We start from the raw sequence: 16036 nt of genomic DNA, 5'->3' as shown, positions 1-16036 counted from the left end.
CGGCCAAGGAGAATCTCATCAGCCGGCGGGAGACCCATCTCGATCAGCTGGCGGACAAGCTGCGGGAGGAGCGGGTGCGGCGGGTGGTGGAGCCGATTTTAGCCGGCAGCCTGGTTCCGGACAGCGTGCCCTGGGACGACGTGGAGTATGTCATCGACCTGGGGCTCATTGTCCGCAACCCGGATGGCTACGGGGTGGCAAACCCCATCTACCGGGAGGTGCTGCCCCGGGAGGTCACCGCCATCACCGCCATGAATCTGCAGGCCCAGGTGAACCCGGCGTGGTACATCGGGGCAGACGGCCGGCTGGAGGTGGGGAAGCTTCTGGCCGGGTTCCAGGAGTTCTACCGGGAGAATGCCGAGGCGTGGCTGGCCGGCTATTCGTACCGGGAGGCGGGGCCGCAGCTGCTGCTCCAGGCCTATCTCCAGCGGGTGGCCAACGGCGGCGGCCGCATCGAGCGGGAGTATGCCCTGGGCCGGCGGCGGACGGATCTTCTGGTCATCTGGCCCCTTGGCCCGGACCTTCGCCAGAAGGCGGTGATCGAGCTCAAGGTCCTGCACAAGGGCCTGGAGGAGACCGTCCGCCAGGGCCTGGCCCAGACCTGGGACTACGCCGACCGCAGCGGGGTGGATGAAGCCCACCTGGTGGTCTTCGACCGCAGGCCGGAGCGGCCCTGGTCCGAGAAGATCTTCTGCCGGCAGGAGTCCTTCCAGGGGCGGGTCATCACCGTCTGGGGGATGTGAGGCCGGTCTCCTGCCGAAGCGCCAGCGGTCCCAACGTGCCGTTCGTGTCCGGAGCGGCAGCGTGATGCCGAGGCCACGGATGGGAGGCCAAGGGGCCCAGGATCACCGGAAGCGGGCGCTTCCTGCGCCGGTCCGCGCTGGAAGAAGGAGGTTGCCATGAAGAGACCGAAAAAGCTGCCCATCGGCATCCAGACCTTCCGAGAGATCCGTGAGGATGACTGCTACTACGTGGACAAGACGGCCTTCGCCCTGCGGCTGGCCGAGGAAGGGAAGTACTACTTCCTGTCCCGGCCCCGGCGGTTCGGCAAATCCCTCTTTCTCGATACCCTGGCGGAGATGTTTGCTGGCAACGAGCCGTTGTTCCGGGGGCTCTTTCTCCACGACCGGTGGGATTGGCAGCAGGTCCATCCTGTCATCCGGGTCAGCTTCGGGGGCGGGGTGCTGCAAAGCCTGGGGGATCTGGCCGACAAGCTGGAGGAGATCCTTCGGGACAATGCCCAGCGGTTGGGCCTTTCCTGCGACTACCCCCTTGCCGACCGCCGCTCGTTTGCGCAGCTCATCCGCCGGGCCCACGAGAGGTTTGGCAGGAGGGCGGTGGTGCTGGTGGACGAATACGACAAGCCCATTGTGGACAACATCACCCAACCCGAAGTGGCCCGCGCCATGCGAGACGGCTTGCGGAACCTGTACTCGGTCATCAAGGATGTCGATGCCCATATCAAGTTCGCCTTTCTCACCGGGGTGAGCAAGTTCTCCAAGGTCAGCCTCTTTTCCGGCCTGAACAACCTGCGAGACATCACCCTGTCGCCGGACTATGCCACGGTTTGCGGCTACACGGCGACCGACCTGGACACGGTCTTCAGCCCCGAATTGCCAGGGCTGGACCGGAGGGAGATCCTCCGCTGGTACAACGGCTACCGGTGGCTGGGCGAGGGGGTCTGCAATCCCTTCGATGTGCTGCTGGTGCTGAAGGAGCGCCAGATCCGGCCGTACTGGTTCGAGACCGGCACGCCCACCTTCCTGATCGATCTCCTGGCACGGCGGCAGGTGTTCGCGCCGGATCTGGCGCGTCTTGCCACCAGCGCCGATCTGCTGGGCCGGTTCGATGTGGATGACATGGCTACCGAGGCCCTGCTCTTCCAGACCGGCTACCTGACCATCATTGCCGCTGACGAGCCGGTGACCGGCCGCTGGGTCTACACCCTGGGCTTTCCCAACCAGGAGGTGGCCAGCAGCCTCAACGAGGCGCTCATTCCGAGCCTTGGCCTGGATGCCAGCAAGGCCCTGGGCAATCGCCTTTCCATTCTCGCCGCCTTGCGGGATCAGGATTTCGCCGCTGTGCGCCGCCATCTGAACGGTCTTCTGGACAGCATTCCCCACGACTGGTATCGTCGCAACGATCTGGACCGTTTTGAGGGCTATTACGCCAGCGTGATCTACAGCCATTTGGCCGCCCTGGGGCTGGACGTCCGGGTGGAGGACAAGAGCAGCCGCGGCCAGGTGGACATGGTGCTGTTCCTGGACCGGCAGATCGTTATCCTCGAGCTCAAGGTGGTGGAAAACACCGGCCCTGGCAAGGCCCTGGCCCAGATCAAGGAACGGGGCTATGCGGCCAGGTACCGGGGACACGGCCATCTTATCCACCTGATCGGCGTGGAGCTCTCCCGCCAGTCCCGCAACATCGTCGCCTTCGATGTGGAGCGGGATACTGTTCCGGCGGCATCGCCGGGTGGCACTGGGGGGAAGACCTCTGCCTGAGGGCCTTCCCTGCCTCGGAGGCGGCGATCATGAAGGTCAAGCGACTCCTCGATCTCGTTCTCGTCATTCCGGGCCTGCTGCTGCTGGCGCCGGTGCTGGCTGGTATCGCCCTCTGGATTCGTCTGGACAGCCCAGGCCCGGTGCTGTTCCGCCAGCGGCGGGTTGGGCGTGGCGGCCGGCCGTTCTTCGTCCTGAAATTCCGCACCATGGTCGCGGATGCTGAGGCCAAGGGACCCAGGATCACCGTGGGGGGGGACCCGCGGATCACCAGCAGCGGGCGCCTTCTGCGCCAGTCCAAGCTGGACGAGCTGCCGCAGCTCTTCAATGTGCTCAAGGGGGAGATGAGCCTGGTGGGCCCCCGGCCCGAGGTGCCGGAGTATGTGGCCCTCTACCCGCCGGAGGTCAGGGACGAGGTGCTGAGCATCCCGCCTGGCATCACCGACTTCGCCTCCATCGAGTTCCGGGACGAGAATACCCTCCTTGCCCAGGCGGCCGATCCGCACCGCGCCTACGTGGAGACCATCCTGCCCATCAAGCTCGGCCATTACCGCCGCTACGTTCGGGAGCGTTCCCTGACCCTGGACCTGCTCCTCCTTGGGCGGACCATCAAGGCCATCATCCCCCGCCTCTGACACGGGTGCAGGTCCCGGGGGGTAGGGCGGTGCACGACCATCCCGCACCCTGATCGCCATTGCGCGGCAGATCGTAAGCGGGGCGGCCGCGTTGACTTCGCTGCAGGCCGGCGGTATAACGGCCTCTGGTCCGATCCGATATCCACCCCATTCGGGCATCCTTCCGGAAACAGAGCCCAGAGCCATGATCGATCGACAGCCGGCAGTCCAGGGCCCTTTCGCGGGCCTGGTTACCGCCCTCGCCGCCTCCTCCTACTATACGAAGCGGGGGATCCTGGTGGTTCTGGACACCCTCGTCCTGGCCTTTGCTCTCTGGCTGGCGGCGACCCTGCGGCTCGAATCCTGGTGGCCGGTCCTCTGGGAGCGGTACGCCTGGCTGTTGGCAGCGGTGCCCCTCCTGTCGGTGCCGGTCTTTATCCGGCTCGGCCTGTACCGGGCCGTCATCCGCTACGCCAGTCTGGACGCCCTGGGGGTGGTGTCCAAGGCGACCCTGGCCTCGTTCTTCATCCTGGTGGCCCTCCTGCTCATCAGCGGGGCGGAGGCCTTTCCCCGCTCGGTGCCCCTGCTCTATGGCGCCTTGGCCTTCCTGGCCGTGGGTGGCAGCCGGCTGGCCTTTCGGATCCTCTACGCCCGCTTGGCAACCCGGAGAGGCGCAGGCCGGCGGGTGCTGATCTACGGTGCCGGCTCCTCCGGCGCCCAGGTCTGGCACGCCATGCAGCTGTCGGCGGAGTTTGTGCCGGTGTGCTTCGTGGACGACGACCGCAACCTGCAAGGCCGGAGGATTGCCGAGGGCCGCATCTACCCGCCCGCCCAGATTCCCGAGCTCCTGGATCGCTACCGGGTGGACCTGGTGCTCCTGGCCATGCCGTCGGCGCCCAGGAAGCGCATCCGGGAGATCCTCAGTGGCCTGGAGCCGTTGCCGGTGGAGGTGAAGACCCTGCCCCACCTGGATGTCCTGGTGGGCAAGGACATCGGCCTTGGGCACATCCAGGACATCCAGATCGAGGACCTGCTGGGCCGGGACCCGGTGCCACCGCGCATGGATCTCATCCGTTCCTGCATCGCCGGCAAGAGTGTCCTGGTGACCGGCGCGGGTGGCTCCATCGGCTCGGAGCTCTGCCGGCAGGTGGCGGCCGAAGGGCCGGCCCGGCTCTTGCTCTTCGAGCGCTCGGAGCTGGCCCTCTATACGATCGAGGCAGAGCTGCGGGGCCGTTATGGCACCAGCCTGGAGATGGTGCCGATCCTGGGCTCGGTCAGACGCCAGCGCCGGCTGCGGGCGGTTTTCGAGGCCTTTCGGGTGGATACCGTCTACCACGCCGCGGCCTACAAGCATGTGCCCCTGGTGGAGTACAACCCCATCGAGGGGGTGCAGAACAATCTCTTCGGCACCCTGGCCACGGCCCAGACCGCCCTGGAGACCGGGGTCGAGACCTTTGTCCTCATCTCCACGGACAAGGCGGTGCGGCCCACCAATGTCATGGGTGCCACCAAGCGGATGGCGGAGCTGATCTGCCAGGCCCTGGCCGCGGAGGGTGGCGGCCGCACCCGCTTCACCATGGTTCGCTTTGGCAACGTGCTGGGCTCCTCCGGCTCGGTGGTGCCCCTTTTCCGGGAGCAGATCCGGCGTGGTGGCCCGGTGACCGTCACCCATCCGGAGGTGGTACGCTACTTCATGACCATCCCCGAGGCGGTGCAGCTGGTGCTCCAGGCCGGCGCCATGGGCCAGGGCGGCGATGTCTTTGTCCTGGAGATGGGCGAGCCGGTGCGGATCATCGACTTGGCGCGCAAGATGATCCGCCTGTGCGGACTCACCGTTCGCGAGGAGGGGCGGCCGGATGGCGACATCGCCATCGAGCTTACGGGGCTGCGGCCCGGCGAGAAGCTCTACGAGGAGCTGCTGGTGGGCGACAACGTCATCGGTACCGACCACCCCATGATCATGCGGGCCGAGGAGCGCTCCCTGCCCTGGCAGGAGCTGGGCCAGCTGCTGGGCCGGCTCGACGGGGCCTGCCGGGAGTTCGACCAGGAGCAGGTGCGGGCCATCCTGCAGGCAGCAGTGGACGGCTACACCCCCCAGTGCGGCATCATGGACCCGGTCTGGCTGGCCGGTTGGCGGCGGGCGCTGGCTGCGGCGTCCGAGCCACCGGCGGTCGCCCATTGAAACAGGGAGCCTCCGGATCATGAGCTGCCGGTGTGCACGGATCAGGACTCCCAGACCCAGGCCGCTTGCGTGCTGGGGGCTCCTTCTGGCCGCGTTGCTTCTGGCCTTGGCCGCGAACAGCGGCTGGACCGAAGGACGCCTGCCCTTGTGGCGGCAGGGCGCGGAGGCGATCACCGGCCTGGTGCCGGCCGGGTGGCAGGCGCTGCCGGCGGAGCAGCTGGCCGGTCTGATGCCGCCCGTGACTCCAGACGCCGCCGGGTCGGTATCCCTGGCGGCCGGATTCTCCCCCCATCCCGGAACCGGCACCCTGGCGGGGCCCTGTCTTCTGGTGCTGGTCCACGAGGGGGAGCGGATCAGCGAGGAGCGGATCCAGAAGATGTATGCCTGGTTCGAGCACAACCGCCGCCTGGTCTCTGGCTTTCTGCCCGCCCAGGTGGACAGTGTGGCCATCGAGGACATCGAATACCTGCCGGCCCGGGATACCATCTTCTTCCAGGCCCGGGTGGTCGTGGACGGCGATCCCTTCACCAACCTCACCGCCATCGTCTTCCTGCGATCGGGCTACCTGGACCTGGTGGCCTGGGTGCGGGAGTCGGAGTTGGCGCAGTATCAGGAGGCGATCCGGGGGATGATCGACAGCCTCCAGGTGCCGCAGGCCTTGAGCTATCGCCTGCCGGCGACGGACCGCCAGCGCAGTCCGGAGCTGGCCTGGCTGTTCGAACAGCGCTGGCGCCTCCTGGGGGCGGCCTTGCTGCTTCTGGTCTACGGGCTGGCCTTCTGGCCGGAACGGCGGCAGGCGAGGACGTCGTGAGGCCAGGAGGGCACAGGGGCGGGGCTAGAGCGGGAAGACCTCGATCTGCTCGATCACCGCGAAATGTCGGTCCAGGGTCAGGAGTACGCCTCCGATCTCCATGCAACAGGCGGCTATCCAGACATCGTTGATGGGGATCTTCTGGCCGCGGCTGGCCAGGGCCTGGTAGATCACCGAGTACTTGCGGGCCACGTCGGCGGTGACGCTCAGGACACGGATCTGGAGACGGCTTATGATCTCGTGCAGCTTCTCCTCGTTGAACTGCCGTCTGCTCCCCCGCAGGAAGCCGTAAGCCAGCTCGCCCAGCACAATGCTGGGGAAGAAGAGCTCGTCGCCATGGTCGGCAATGGCCGCGACGATCCGTTCTTCACCCTCGGCAAAGGCACTGTAGCTGCAGGTGTCCAAGACCAGCTTCACGGCCAGTCCCCTTCGTGGATCACTGCAAAGACGTCGGTCGCCCGGCGCAGCTCCTCGGCCTCGTCATGGCTCAGGAAGCCCGCCAGCTCCCGGACCAGGGCGGCCCGGCTCCTGCTGATCCCCAGTTTTTCCTCCACCGCCTCGAGAATAACCGCGGACTTGGTCCTGCCGGTTGCAGCGGCCACACGGGCGATCAGCTTCTCGGTCGGAGGAGGGATGCGCAGGCTGATGGGCATAGGAGGCTCCTTGTATCGCATTTCTGTTTACTGTATTTTATGCGGAGGCGGCTGGCAAGGAGAAGAACAGCCTGGTGAACAAACACTGCAGCGGCCGGCTGGCGAGCCGTGCACTCCGGACTTGGCTCCTTGATGGCGTGGTGAGCCCCCCCTGATGGAACCCTTGTTGCAAGTCAGATCCTCGCGGCTAGGCGCGGCTGCCTTGGCCCTGCTGGGGCTGCTCCTCTCTGCCTCGCCGGTAGCGGCCGGCACGGCGTCTGACCGCAAGGCGGCACCGGCGGTGATCGCCGGCCTAACCGCGGGTCAGCCCCAGGAGGTCCTGGTGCTTCTGGATCTGCCGCTCCGGCGGCGAAAGGCTCTGGATGCCGCCGGCGAGGAGGAGCGGCAGGTCTGGCTGGCCCGCCTGCAGGAGGAGACGATTGCGTCCCTGGCCGGCGAGCTGCATGAGTCCCTGGTCCACTACCGGCACCTGCCGCTTCTGGCGCTGCGGTTGCACCGGCTGGCCGCTCTGGAGCGCCTGTGTGCCCGGCCTTCGGTGCGCCAGGTCTTCCCCAACGAGCGCCGGCACCGGCTGTTGACCCAGAGCCTGCCCCTGGTGGGCCAACCCTGGGCAGCGGCGGGTGGCTATCTCGGCGCTGGCACCACAGTGGCAGTGCTGGACAGCGGCATCGACTACCGCCTGCCGGCCTTCGGCTCCTGCCTTGCCCCAGGAGTGGGCGACGGCTGCCGGGTGGTCTATGCCCGGGATTTTGCCCCGGACGATGGCATGCCCGACGATGGGGAGCGCCACGGCACCAACGTTGGCGGTGTTATCGCCGCCGTGGCGCCGGCCGCTTCTCTCATCAGTCTGGACATCTTCGGTCGTTTCGGGGGCGAGGATGCCGACATCCTGGCGGCGATTGACTGGACGGTAGGCCATCAGGCCCAGCTCGGGGTTCGGGTTCTGAACTTGAGCCTCGGCAGCGGTGTCTTTCCGGCCCCTTGCGGCGACAGCCCATACGAGGCGGCCTTTGCCGAGGCGCGAGCGGCTGGCATTGTGCCGGTCGTGGCGGCGGGCAACGAAGCCTTGCGGTTTGGTCTTGCCGAGCCGGCCTGTGCGCCATCGGCGGTCTCGGTGGGCGCGGTCTATGACGATAACCTGGGACCGGTGCGCTTCTTCGACTGCCGTGATCCGGTCACGGCCGCCGACCGGGTCACCTGTTACAGCAACACGGCCCCCTATCTGACGCTGCTGGCCCCGGGCGACGAGATCCGGGCCGCAGGTGTCACGGAGGGCGGCACCTCGCAGGCCGCCCCTCATGTGGCCGGGGCCCTGGCAGTGCTGGCCGCCGCCTTTCCCGGTGAGGGGCCGGACGCTCTGGTGGCACGCCTGGTGGTGGCTGGCGTGCCGGTCCGGGACCGGCGGACCGGTCTGGTGAAGCCCCGGCTGGCCCTGGCCGCCGCCCTGAGCCAGCCGGCACCGGCCAGCGCGGAGCTGGCGCCCTTCTTCGCGGCCAGCCAGCGCCGCTGTTGGGGAGGCCACTGCCAGGTGGAAGGCGAGCTGGTGATCCGCAACACCGGCACCGTGGCCAGCCCGGCCGCCGGGGTCCTGATCCTCCTTTCCCAGAACCTCCTACCGGATCGGGGGGATACGCCGGTGGCCTGGCTGGAGCTGCCGGTGATTCCCGAGGGCGGCGAGGTCCGCCTGCCCTTTGGTCGTCGCCTGGCTTCCGGCCGCGGCCCGGCCGGCAGCCGCCTCATCGCCCTGGTGGATCCCCTGGGACAGGTGGCGGAGCTGGACGACCAGAACAATTTGGTGGTCTCCGCGACCCTTCGCTAACCGCCTCGCCAGAAGCCTGCCGGCGTCGGCCCTTGACAGCGCCGGTATTCCGGGTACCCTCACGGGGCTTCAGGTCGCGAGGGGGAAGATCCCTCTTGCAGGGGCCTGACCACAAGGTGCCGCCTCACTGGGGTTTGGACCGAGTCGCAGTCAGTATCGGAAACGGGGGGGGCCGACTTTTTCGATACCGGTTCCGACATTGACCCCAAGGAGTCGGCGCCAGTATCCCCTTTGTGCCTTGCCGGAGCACCCATGACCTTCCGCGACGACCTGCGCAATCTGGCCATCATCGCCCACGTCGACCATGGCAAGACCACCCTGGTGGACGCCATGCTCTGGCAGAGCGGCGTCTTCCGGTCCAACGAGCGGGTGGCTGCCCGGGTGATGGACCGCATGGACCTGGAGCGGGAGAAGGGCATCACCATCATGGCCAAGAACGCGGCCATCACCTACCGGGGGGTGAAGATCAACATCGTCGACACCCCAGGCCATGCCGATTTCGGCGGTGAGGTGGAGCGGATTCTCAACATGGTGGATGGGGTGCTGCTCCTGGTGGATGCCGCGGAGGGCCCCCTGCCCCAGACCCGTTTTGTTCTCGGCAAGGCCCTGGCCGCCGGCCTGCCTCCCATCGTGGTCATCAACAAGATCGATCGGCCGGATCGGCGGATCCAGGAGGTGCTGAACGAGGTCTATGATCTGTTCATCGACCTGGACGCCACCGAGGAGCAGCTGGAGCTCCCCATCCTGTATACCAACGCCAAGGCAGGCATCGCCCTGACCGACCCTGAGGGGAGCGGCACAGATCTGGAGCCGCTGTTCGAGGCGATCCTGACCGCGGTGCCGCCCCCCCGCTTCGACCCTGTCAAGCCCCTGCAGTTTCTGGTCACCACTCTGGACTACAGTGACTTCGTTGGCCGCATTGCGGTGGGCAAGGTGGTGAGCGGCCAGCTCCGGCGCGGCCAGGAGGTGCTGCTGGTGGGTGGCGACCGTCGCACGCCGGCCCGGGTCAGCCTGGTCTACACCTTCAACGATCTGGAACGGCAGGAAGGGGAGGTCGTCCAGGCCGGTGACATCGCGGCCGTCGCTGGCATCCCCTCGGTGTTCATCGGCGACACCCTCACCGATCCCGCTGACCCCCGGCCTCTCCCAGGCATTCGGGTGGAAGAGCCGACCCTGGCGATGATCTTTTCCGTGAACAGCTCGCCCCTGGCCGGCCGGGACGGCAAGTTCCTCACCTCGCGGCATCTGCGGGAGCGCTTGGACAAGGAGCTGCGGCACAATGTTTCCATCCGGGTGGAGGATGCCGAGGGCCGGGACGCCTTCCGGGTCAGCGCCCGGGGAGAGCTGCAGCTGGCGGTGCTGGTGGAGATGATGCGGCGGGAGGGGTTTGAGCTGTCCATCTCCAAGCCCCAGGTCATCACCCGCCAGAGCGACGCCGGTCTGGAGGAGCCCATGGAGCAGGCGGTGGTGGACCTGCCCGAGGAGTATGTCGGCATCGTCACCGAGAAGCTGGGCAGCCGCCGGGGCCGCATGACCAGGATGATCAACCACGGGTCGGGGCGGGTACGGCTCGAGTTCGAGGTGCCCTCCCGGGGGCTGATCGGCTTCCGGAGTCAGTTCCTCACCGATACCCGGGGCACGGGCATCCTGCATACCCTGTTCGTGGGCTACGGTCCCCACGCCGGCCCCCTGGCCGGCCGGCCGAACGGCGTGCTGGTGAGCGACCGGGCCGGCCGGGCGGTAACCTACGCCATCTACCATCTGCAGCCCCGGGGGGTGATCTTCGTCAATCCCGGGGATCCGGTCTACGACGGTATGATCGTCGGCGAGAACTCCCGGGCGGACGACATGCGGGTCAACATCACCAAGGAAAAGAAGCTCACCAACATGCGGGCCGCCGGCAGCGATGAGGCTTTGCGGCTGGTGCCCCCCCGGCGCTTCACCCTGGAGCAGGCGATGGAGTACATTGCCGAGGACGAGCTGGTGGAGGTGACGCCGGGCGCCATCCGCCTGCGCAAACGAGAGCTCGGCCGCTGAGGCCGATGGGTAGGAGGGCGAGCATGAGCGAGGAAACCCGGTTCATTCCCTACGAGCTGGCCGCCAGGATCGTGGGCAACATCGTCGAAGAGGAGCATGTCCATGAGGACAACCGCCGCATCTTCACCGTCTACGACAAAAACGGCCGCGAGCTGTGCTGGTTCGACTGGGCCAGCACCATCGCCGAGGCCAAGCCGGCCACCGTGGAGGGCGCCAAGGATCTCATCATGCGCTCCATCCCGGAATGGGCGGTGGACGATTTGCTGGCGGCGGTGAAGAAGTGAAGAAGTAGAGCTTTCGGCGGGCGCGCGCATGCGGCCTCGACGGGGCGCGGCGGGACTTCTACGATCCGAGGACCCCCGGGGGGAGCGGGGCAGGGGGCTCACCCCCCAAGGGATAGCCGCCGTCCAGGCGCAGGATGCTGCCCGTCATGAACTCGGCATCCCGGAGCAGGAAGAGGACCGCCTGGACCACCTCGTCGACCCGGCCGGTGCGACCCAGGAGGGTATGGTCGAGGATGGCCTGGCGCTGGGCCGGGGTCAACAGGCTCCAGCCCCGGGTGCCCTCGCCGTGGCGCGTGTCGACGATGCCAAGCATCAGCTCATTGACCCGGATTCCGGGTGCCAGCTCCCGGGCCCAGGTCTCGGTGAAGGAGGAGACCGCCCGGTTGGCGGCGGCATAGCCATCGTTGAACACCAGGCCTGCTGGTCCGCTGCGGCCCACAAGGCCGGCCATGGAGGAGATGGTCACCACGGCGCCCCGGCCGGCGGCCGCCAACAGGGGCTTGGCATACCGCATCACCCACCACTTGGCCTTGACCGTGGTGGCCCACTCCAGGTCCCACTGCTCCTCGGTATAAGGACCATGCACCACCGGCATGCCGCCCCGCTCGATGTTGTTGACCAGAATGGCGAGGCTGCCGAAGGTCCGGGCTACCTGGTCCAGGCAGGCCCGGATCGCGGCGGGCTGCCGCAGATCCACGAAGAGGGCCAGATGGTCCGGGGAAAGCTGCCGGAGTTCTTCGGCCGTGGCGATCGCGTCCTCTGGCCAATCGAAGTGGGTGATCGCCACCCGGGCACCGGCCTGAGAGAGGGCGAGGGCAACAGCCCGGCCGATGCCGCGGGTCGCCCCGAGCACCAGGGCGTTCCGGCCGGCGATCTCCATGGCCGCCCTCAGGCCTTGCCGTGCTTCTTTTCCGCGACCTGCTGGCGCAGCTTCTCCCGTTCCGCTGCCAGCTCCTCGTAAAGCTGGTCCGCTTCGGCCGCCTTCCTCTCCTGCTCGGCCTTCAGCTGCGCCACCTTGGCTTGGATCTTCTCCTCCCTGATCTTGAGATCCTGGGTGCCGAACAGGGAGGAGGCCAGGAAGCGGAAGGCGAACTGCATAAGCTCGATGTCGTCCTCGCGGATTCGCGCCAAGGTGGTATCGTCCACCTCGTAGGTGTCCAGGAAAGAGCTCTCCAGAACGAAGCGCCGGAAGGCGTCCAGGTCATTGGTGGCCATGAAGAACATCTTCTTGGCCTGCTCGCTCAACGAAGCCTGGATCCCGAAGGACTTGCGGCGCATGACCAGCTCCATCCAGCCCTTGTTCCTCTGGTCGCAGACATCAACTCCCTGATCCTGCCGCCATTCAGCGATCGTCCAGGTCTTATCCTCCTCGAAGCCCCGGCAGTGGGGCTCCTGGATGATGAAGTAGAATTCCTCAGCACTCTGGCTTTCCTGGGCACCCTCGTGGAAGTTGGCCATGCCCACCGGGTAGTACCGGCAGACGGTGGGCCGGTCGCTGTATACGGTGCAGCCGTTGGGCGTCACGAAGGGGCACCGGCCCTCCTCGCTCAACTTGAGCATGACGCCGGGAAGATCGGTCTTCTCCAGATAGATCGGCGTGGTGTACTGGAGAAGAAGCTCATGGGCCGAGATCCCCAGGCGCTTGCGCAGCCGCAGGATATCGAACGGAGACAGGGTGATCTTGATGGTGCCGCAGCAGGCGGTGAAGCAGGAGACTCCGGGATGGCAACGGAAACGGATGCGGCTGTCCGCTGTGTATTTGCGCGGCAGTATGTTGGAAGGGTTGGTGTCGAAGCCAAAGGGCCCCTTGTCGGGCGGGGTGCCTGCCTGGGTCATCTCCTGTCTCCTGCGCAAAAAGCAGCGCTCGGGTTTTGCCGCCGGTGGCGGGGGACGTGGCTGTTCAAGGCCAAAAAGACTACCCGTGCCAACCAGCTCTGTCAACCGGCGGCTGGCCGGACGAAAGAGGCTCAATCGACCTGCCAGGGAATCTCCCCTTGGCAGGATAACCGGAAACGTTTTTCCTTGACATTTACAGGGCGACCAATTATTTAGATTCCAATTCGTGAAAACTGAGTGGGTATTCATTTTTCGCGATGCCGAGGACCCTGGGGCCAGGGCGGCAGCTGCCCATGCGGTCCGAGGCCGGCGCCAGAGGGTCCAGGCGCGGAATCCGGCTGCCCTGGCCCAATCTCGGGGCCGAATGCGGCGGGTTCCGCCCGAGAGGACGAGGCGGGCGCCAGGAAATTGCAGGGCAGGGGAGGGCCCTGGCCGGAAGGGTTGGCGCAGGTGGCGGGGGCAGGGCCGGCTGTCCATGCCAAAGGCCGAATCAGTGTTCATGGCACCGCGGATGGTTCGGCGGCAAGGCCGGCAGAGGTCGATTCCACGAACAGGCTTCGTTGGAAGGTTAACCGCGAACGTCAACAACGAACAGGAGGTAAGGGTATGCCAAGCTATGTAGATCCCTCGAAATGCGACGGTTGCAAGGGCGGCGACAAGACAGCCTGTATGTACATCTGCCCGAACGACCTCATGGTCCTCAACACCGAGGCCATGCGCGCCTACAACCAGGAGCCGGATGCCTGCTGGGAATGCTATTCCTGCGTGAAGATCTGCCCGCAGGGTGCCATCGCGGTCCGCGGCTATTCCGACTTCGTGCCCATGGGCGGCCAGGTGCATCCCATGCGCTCCTCCGATTCCATCATGTGGACCGTCAAGTTCCGCAATGGCAACATCAAGCGCTTCAAGTTTCCCATCCGGACCACCCCGGAAGGCGGCGCCAACGCCTATGCCGATGCCAAGGGTGCCAACCTGGACGACGAGTGCCTGATGGGCGAGGGCGCCCTGCCCAGCCCCAAGTGAGCGGGCCCGCACCAGCAGTTCCAGTCTGAGACCACGCAGTTGCGTCAACTACGACTATAGCGCAAGGAGGATTTGACAATGGCACTGCCGAACAAACCGCTGGGCGAACTGCCCGTTGTAGCCAACCCCGCCATCGCCGAGCACGAGTGCGATATCCTCATCGTCGGCGGCGGCATGGCCGCCTGCGGCACCGCCTTTGAGATCAAGAAGTGGGCCCCCGCCGGGACGAAGATCATCCTGGTGGACAAGGCAGCCATGGAGCGCTCCGGCGCGGTGGCTCAGGGGCTTTCGGCCATCAACACCTACATCGGCGAAAACCCCATCGAGAACTACGTCAAGATGGTCCGCAACGACCTCATGGGTCTGGTGCGCGAGGATCTGATCTATGACCTCGGCCGTCACGTGGACGAGTCTGTGAAGCTCTTCGAGGAGTGGGGTCTGCCGATCTGGAAGGTGGCCGACGACGGCTCCAACCTGGACGGCGCTCAGCCGGCCCCGACCCTGCGCCAGGGTGGCAAGCCGGTCCGGACCGGTAAGTGGCAGATCATGATCAACGGCGAGTCCTACAAGTGCATCGTCGCCGAGGCCGGCAAGAAGGCCCTGGGCGAAGAGAACATCATGGAGCGGGTCTTCATCGTCAAGCTGCTCCTGGACAAGAACGTGCCCAACCAGATCGCCGGGGCGGTGGGCTTCAGCACCCGCGAGAACAAGGTCCATGTCTTCAAGTGCAAGACCATGCTGGTTGCCTGCGGCGGCGCCGTGAACATCTTCCGGCCGCGGTCCACCGGCGAGGGCAAGGGCCGCGCCTGGTACCCGGTGTGGAACGCGGGCTCCACCTACACCATGTGTGCGCAGGTGGGCGCCACCCTGACCATGATGGAGAACCGCTTCACCCCCGCCCGGTTCAAGGACGGCTACGGCCCGGTGGGCGCCTGGTTCCTCCTCTTCAAGGCCAAGGTGCAGAATGGTCTTGGCGAGTTCTACGCCAACTCCGCAGCGGTCAAGGACGAGCTGGCCAAGTTCATGCCTTACGGCGGCTCCCCGGTCACCCCGACCTGCCTGCGGAACCACCTGATGCTCAACGAGCTGAAGGCCGGCCGCGGCCCCATCTACATGGCCACTGACGTCGCCCTCAACGCCTTCCTGGAGGCCAAGCGGGCAGCCGGCATGGATGAGAAGTCGGTCAAGAAGTTCTGGAAGCACCTGGAGTCCGAGGCGTGGGAGGACTTCCTCGACATGTCCGTGGGCCAGGCCGGCCTGTGGGCAGGCATGAACATCGAGCCGGAGAAGGTCGGCTCCGAGATCATGCCCACCGAGCCCTACATGCTGGGCTCCCATTCCGGCTGCTGCGGCATCTGGTGCTCCGGTCCCAACGAGGCCTGGGTACCGGACATCCAGGGCAAGACCCGGGCCCACCAGTACAAGTGGGGCTACAACCGGATGACCACCGTTGACGGTCTGTTCACCGCGGGTGACGGCGTCGGCGCCTCCGGCCACAAGTTCTCCTCCGGCTCCCATGCCGAGGGTCGCATCGTCGCCAAGCAGATGGTGAAGTACTGTCGCGATCATGCCAGCTTCAAGCCGGAGCTGAAGCAGACCGCTGCCGATCTGGCCGCCGAGATTTACGCACCGGCCAAGCTCTACCTGGACAACGTGGCCGCGACCACGGCCGCCGATGTCAACCCCAACTACGTCAAGCCTGGCCACCTCATGATGCGCCTGATGAAGGCCACCGATGAGTACGGCGGTGGTGTGGCGACCTATTACATGACCTCGGGCAAGCTGCTGAACATCTGCCTGGATCTTCTGCGGATGCTGCGTGAGGACGCTGCGATCATGGCGGCCGGGGACCTGCATGAGCTGATGCGGGCTTGGGAGAACTACCACCGGATCTGGTGCGTGGAGACCCACATCCGGCATATGGAGTTCCGGAAGGAATCCCGCTTCCCCGGCTTCTACTATCGGTCCGACTTCCCGGCCGTGGACGAGGAGAACTGGCGCTGCTTCGTCAACTCCACGTTCAATCCGGAGACCAAGGAATGGAAGTGCGAGAAGGTGGACATCGTCAACATCATCCCGACGGATCCGTGGCTGTAGGCACCTTCCGCGGCATGTGATCACCAGGATCTCCAGGCATCGCTCCGGCGGTGCCTGGAGATTTTTCTGTGCGAGGACGGCTCCCGGGCAGGTGACACCGTCCTGGCCAGTGGCACACCAAGCGGTCGTGCAGGCCGCCGACAGCCCAGCTCCAAGCAGAAGCCCGAGCGGGCTGGGCTGTC

General features: G+C 66.3%; 14 protein-coding genes. 10 read left to right on the top strand and 4 right to left on the bottom strand.

The features are described 5' to 3' along the window. The 5 genes from AB1634_14900 to AB1634_14880 form a co-directional block, all read left to right on the top strand. Nucleotides 1-743, top strand: a 743-nt coding sequence (locus tag AB1634_14900) for an ATP-binding protein (protein ID MEW6220803.1), incomplete at its 5' end; no start/stop codon positions are given. Between the two features lie 156 nt (nt 744-899). Continuing rightward, nucleotides 900-2501 (top strand): AAA family ATPase, encoded by a 1602-nt coding sequence (locus AB1634_14895; GenBank protein ID MEW6220802.1) that lies wholly within the window; start codon nt 900-902, stop codon nt 2499-2501. 29 nt (nt 2502-2530) lie between these two features. Further along, nucleotides 2531-3133 carry a sugar transferase gene (locus tag AB1634_14890; GenBank protein MEW6220801.1) on the top strand — a complete coding sequence of 201 codons (603 nt, stop codon included), beginning with the start codon at nt 2531-2533 and terminating at the stop codon, nt 3131-3133. Nucleotides 3134-3317: 184 nt separating this feature from the next. Further along, entirely contained in the window at nt 3318-5294 is a 1977-nt protein-coding gene (locus AB1634_14885) for a nucleoside-diphosphate sugar epimerase/dehydratase (GenBank protein ID MEW6220800.1), read from the top strand. 145 nt (nt 5295-5439) lie between these two features. Continuing rightward, nucleotides 5440-6105 carry a hypothetical protein gene (locus AB1634_14880; GenBank protein MEW6220799.1) on the top strand — a complete coding sequence of 222 codons (666 nt, stop codon included), beginning with the start codon at nt 5440-5442 and terminating at the stop codon, nt 6103-6105. 24 nt (nt 6106-6129) lie between these two features. Here the strand turns inward: AB1634_14880 and AB1634_14875 are convergent, their stop codons facing one another. After that, complete coding sequence (locus tag AB1634_14875; GenBank protein MEW6220798.1) at nt 6130-6522, bottom strand: type II toxin-antitoxin system VapC family toxin; 393 nt, start codon at nt 6520-6522, stop codon at nt 6130-6132. Next, nucleotides 6519-6758 (bottom strand): hypothetical protein, encoded by a 240-nt coding sequence (locus tag AB1634_14870; protein ID MEW6220797.1) that lies wholly within the window; start codon nt 6756-6758, stop codon nt 6519-6521. The genes AB1634_14875 and AB1634_14870 overlap by 4 nt, the downstream gene beginning before the upstream one ends. A 202-nt stretch (nt 6759-6960) precedes the next feature. On the opposite strand from AB1634_14870, the gene AB1634_14865 reads away from it, so the two are divergent. From AB1634_14865 to AB1634_14855, 3 genes are all read left to right on the top strand, one after another. Then, nucleotides 6961-8577, top strand: a complete 1617-nt coding sequence (locus AB1634_14865) for a S8 family serine peptidase (protein MEW6220796.1) — start codon at nt 6961-6963, stop codon at nt 8575-8577. A gap of 252 nt (nt 8578-8829) precedes the next feature. Then, nucleotides 8830-10614 (top strand): translational GTPase TypA, encoded by a 1785-nt coding sequence (gene typA / locus AB1634_14860; GenBank protein MEW6220795.1) that lies wholly within the window; start codon nt 8830-8832, stop codon nt 10612-10614. A gap of 23 nt (nt 10615-10637) precedes the next feature. Beyond that, nucleotides 10638-10898 (top strand): hypothetical protein, encoded by a 261-nt coding sequence (locus AB1634_14855; GenBank protein MEW6220794.1) that lies wholly within the window; start codon nt 10638-10640, stop codon nt 10896-10898. Between the two features lie 58 nt (nt 10899-10956). Here AB1634_14855 and AB1634_14850 read toward each other — a convergent pair whose 3' ends face one another. Then, nucleotides 10957-11778, bottom strand: a complete 822-nt coding sequence (locus AB1634_14850; GenBank protein ID MEW6220793.1) for an SDR family oxidoreductase — start codon at nt 11776-11778, stop codon at nt 10957-10959. An 8-nt stretch (nt 11779-11786) separates the two neighbouring features. Next, on the bottom strand, nt 11787-12734 hold the full coding sequence (locus AB1634_14845; GenBank protein MEW6220792.1) for a YkgJ family cysteine cluster protein: 948 nt from the start codon (nt 12732-12734) through the stop codon (nt 11787-11789). A gap of 606 nt (nt 12735-13340) precedes the next feature. Between AB1634_14845 and aprB the strand changes: the two genes are divergently transcribed. Further along, complete coding sequence (aprB, locus tag AB1634_14840; GenBank protein MEW6220791.1) at nt 13341-13757, top strand: adenylyl-sulfate reductase subunit beta; 417 nt, start codon at nt 13341-13343, stop codon at nt 13755-13757. 78 nt (nt 13758-13835) lie between these two features. Continuing rightward, nucleotides 13836-15854: an adenylyl-sulfate reductase subunit alpha gene (aprA, locus tag AB1634_14835; protein ID MEW6220790.1), complete on the top strand. Its 2019-nt coding sequence runs from the start codon at nt 13836-13838 to the stop codon at nt 15852-15854. Nucleotides 15855-16036 lie beyond the last annotated feature (182 nt).

The sequence above is a fragment of the Thermodesulfobacteriota bacterium genome (assembly GCA_040755095.1).
In the GTDB taxonomy this organism is placed as follows: Bacteria; Desulfobacterota; Desulfobulbia; order Desulfobulbales; family JBFMBH01; genus JBFMBH01.
This window is presented reverse-complemented; position numbering and strand designations above follow the sequence as displayed.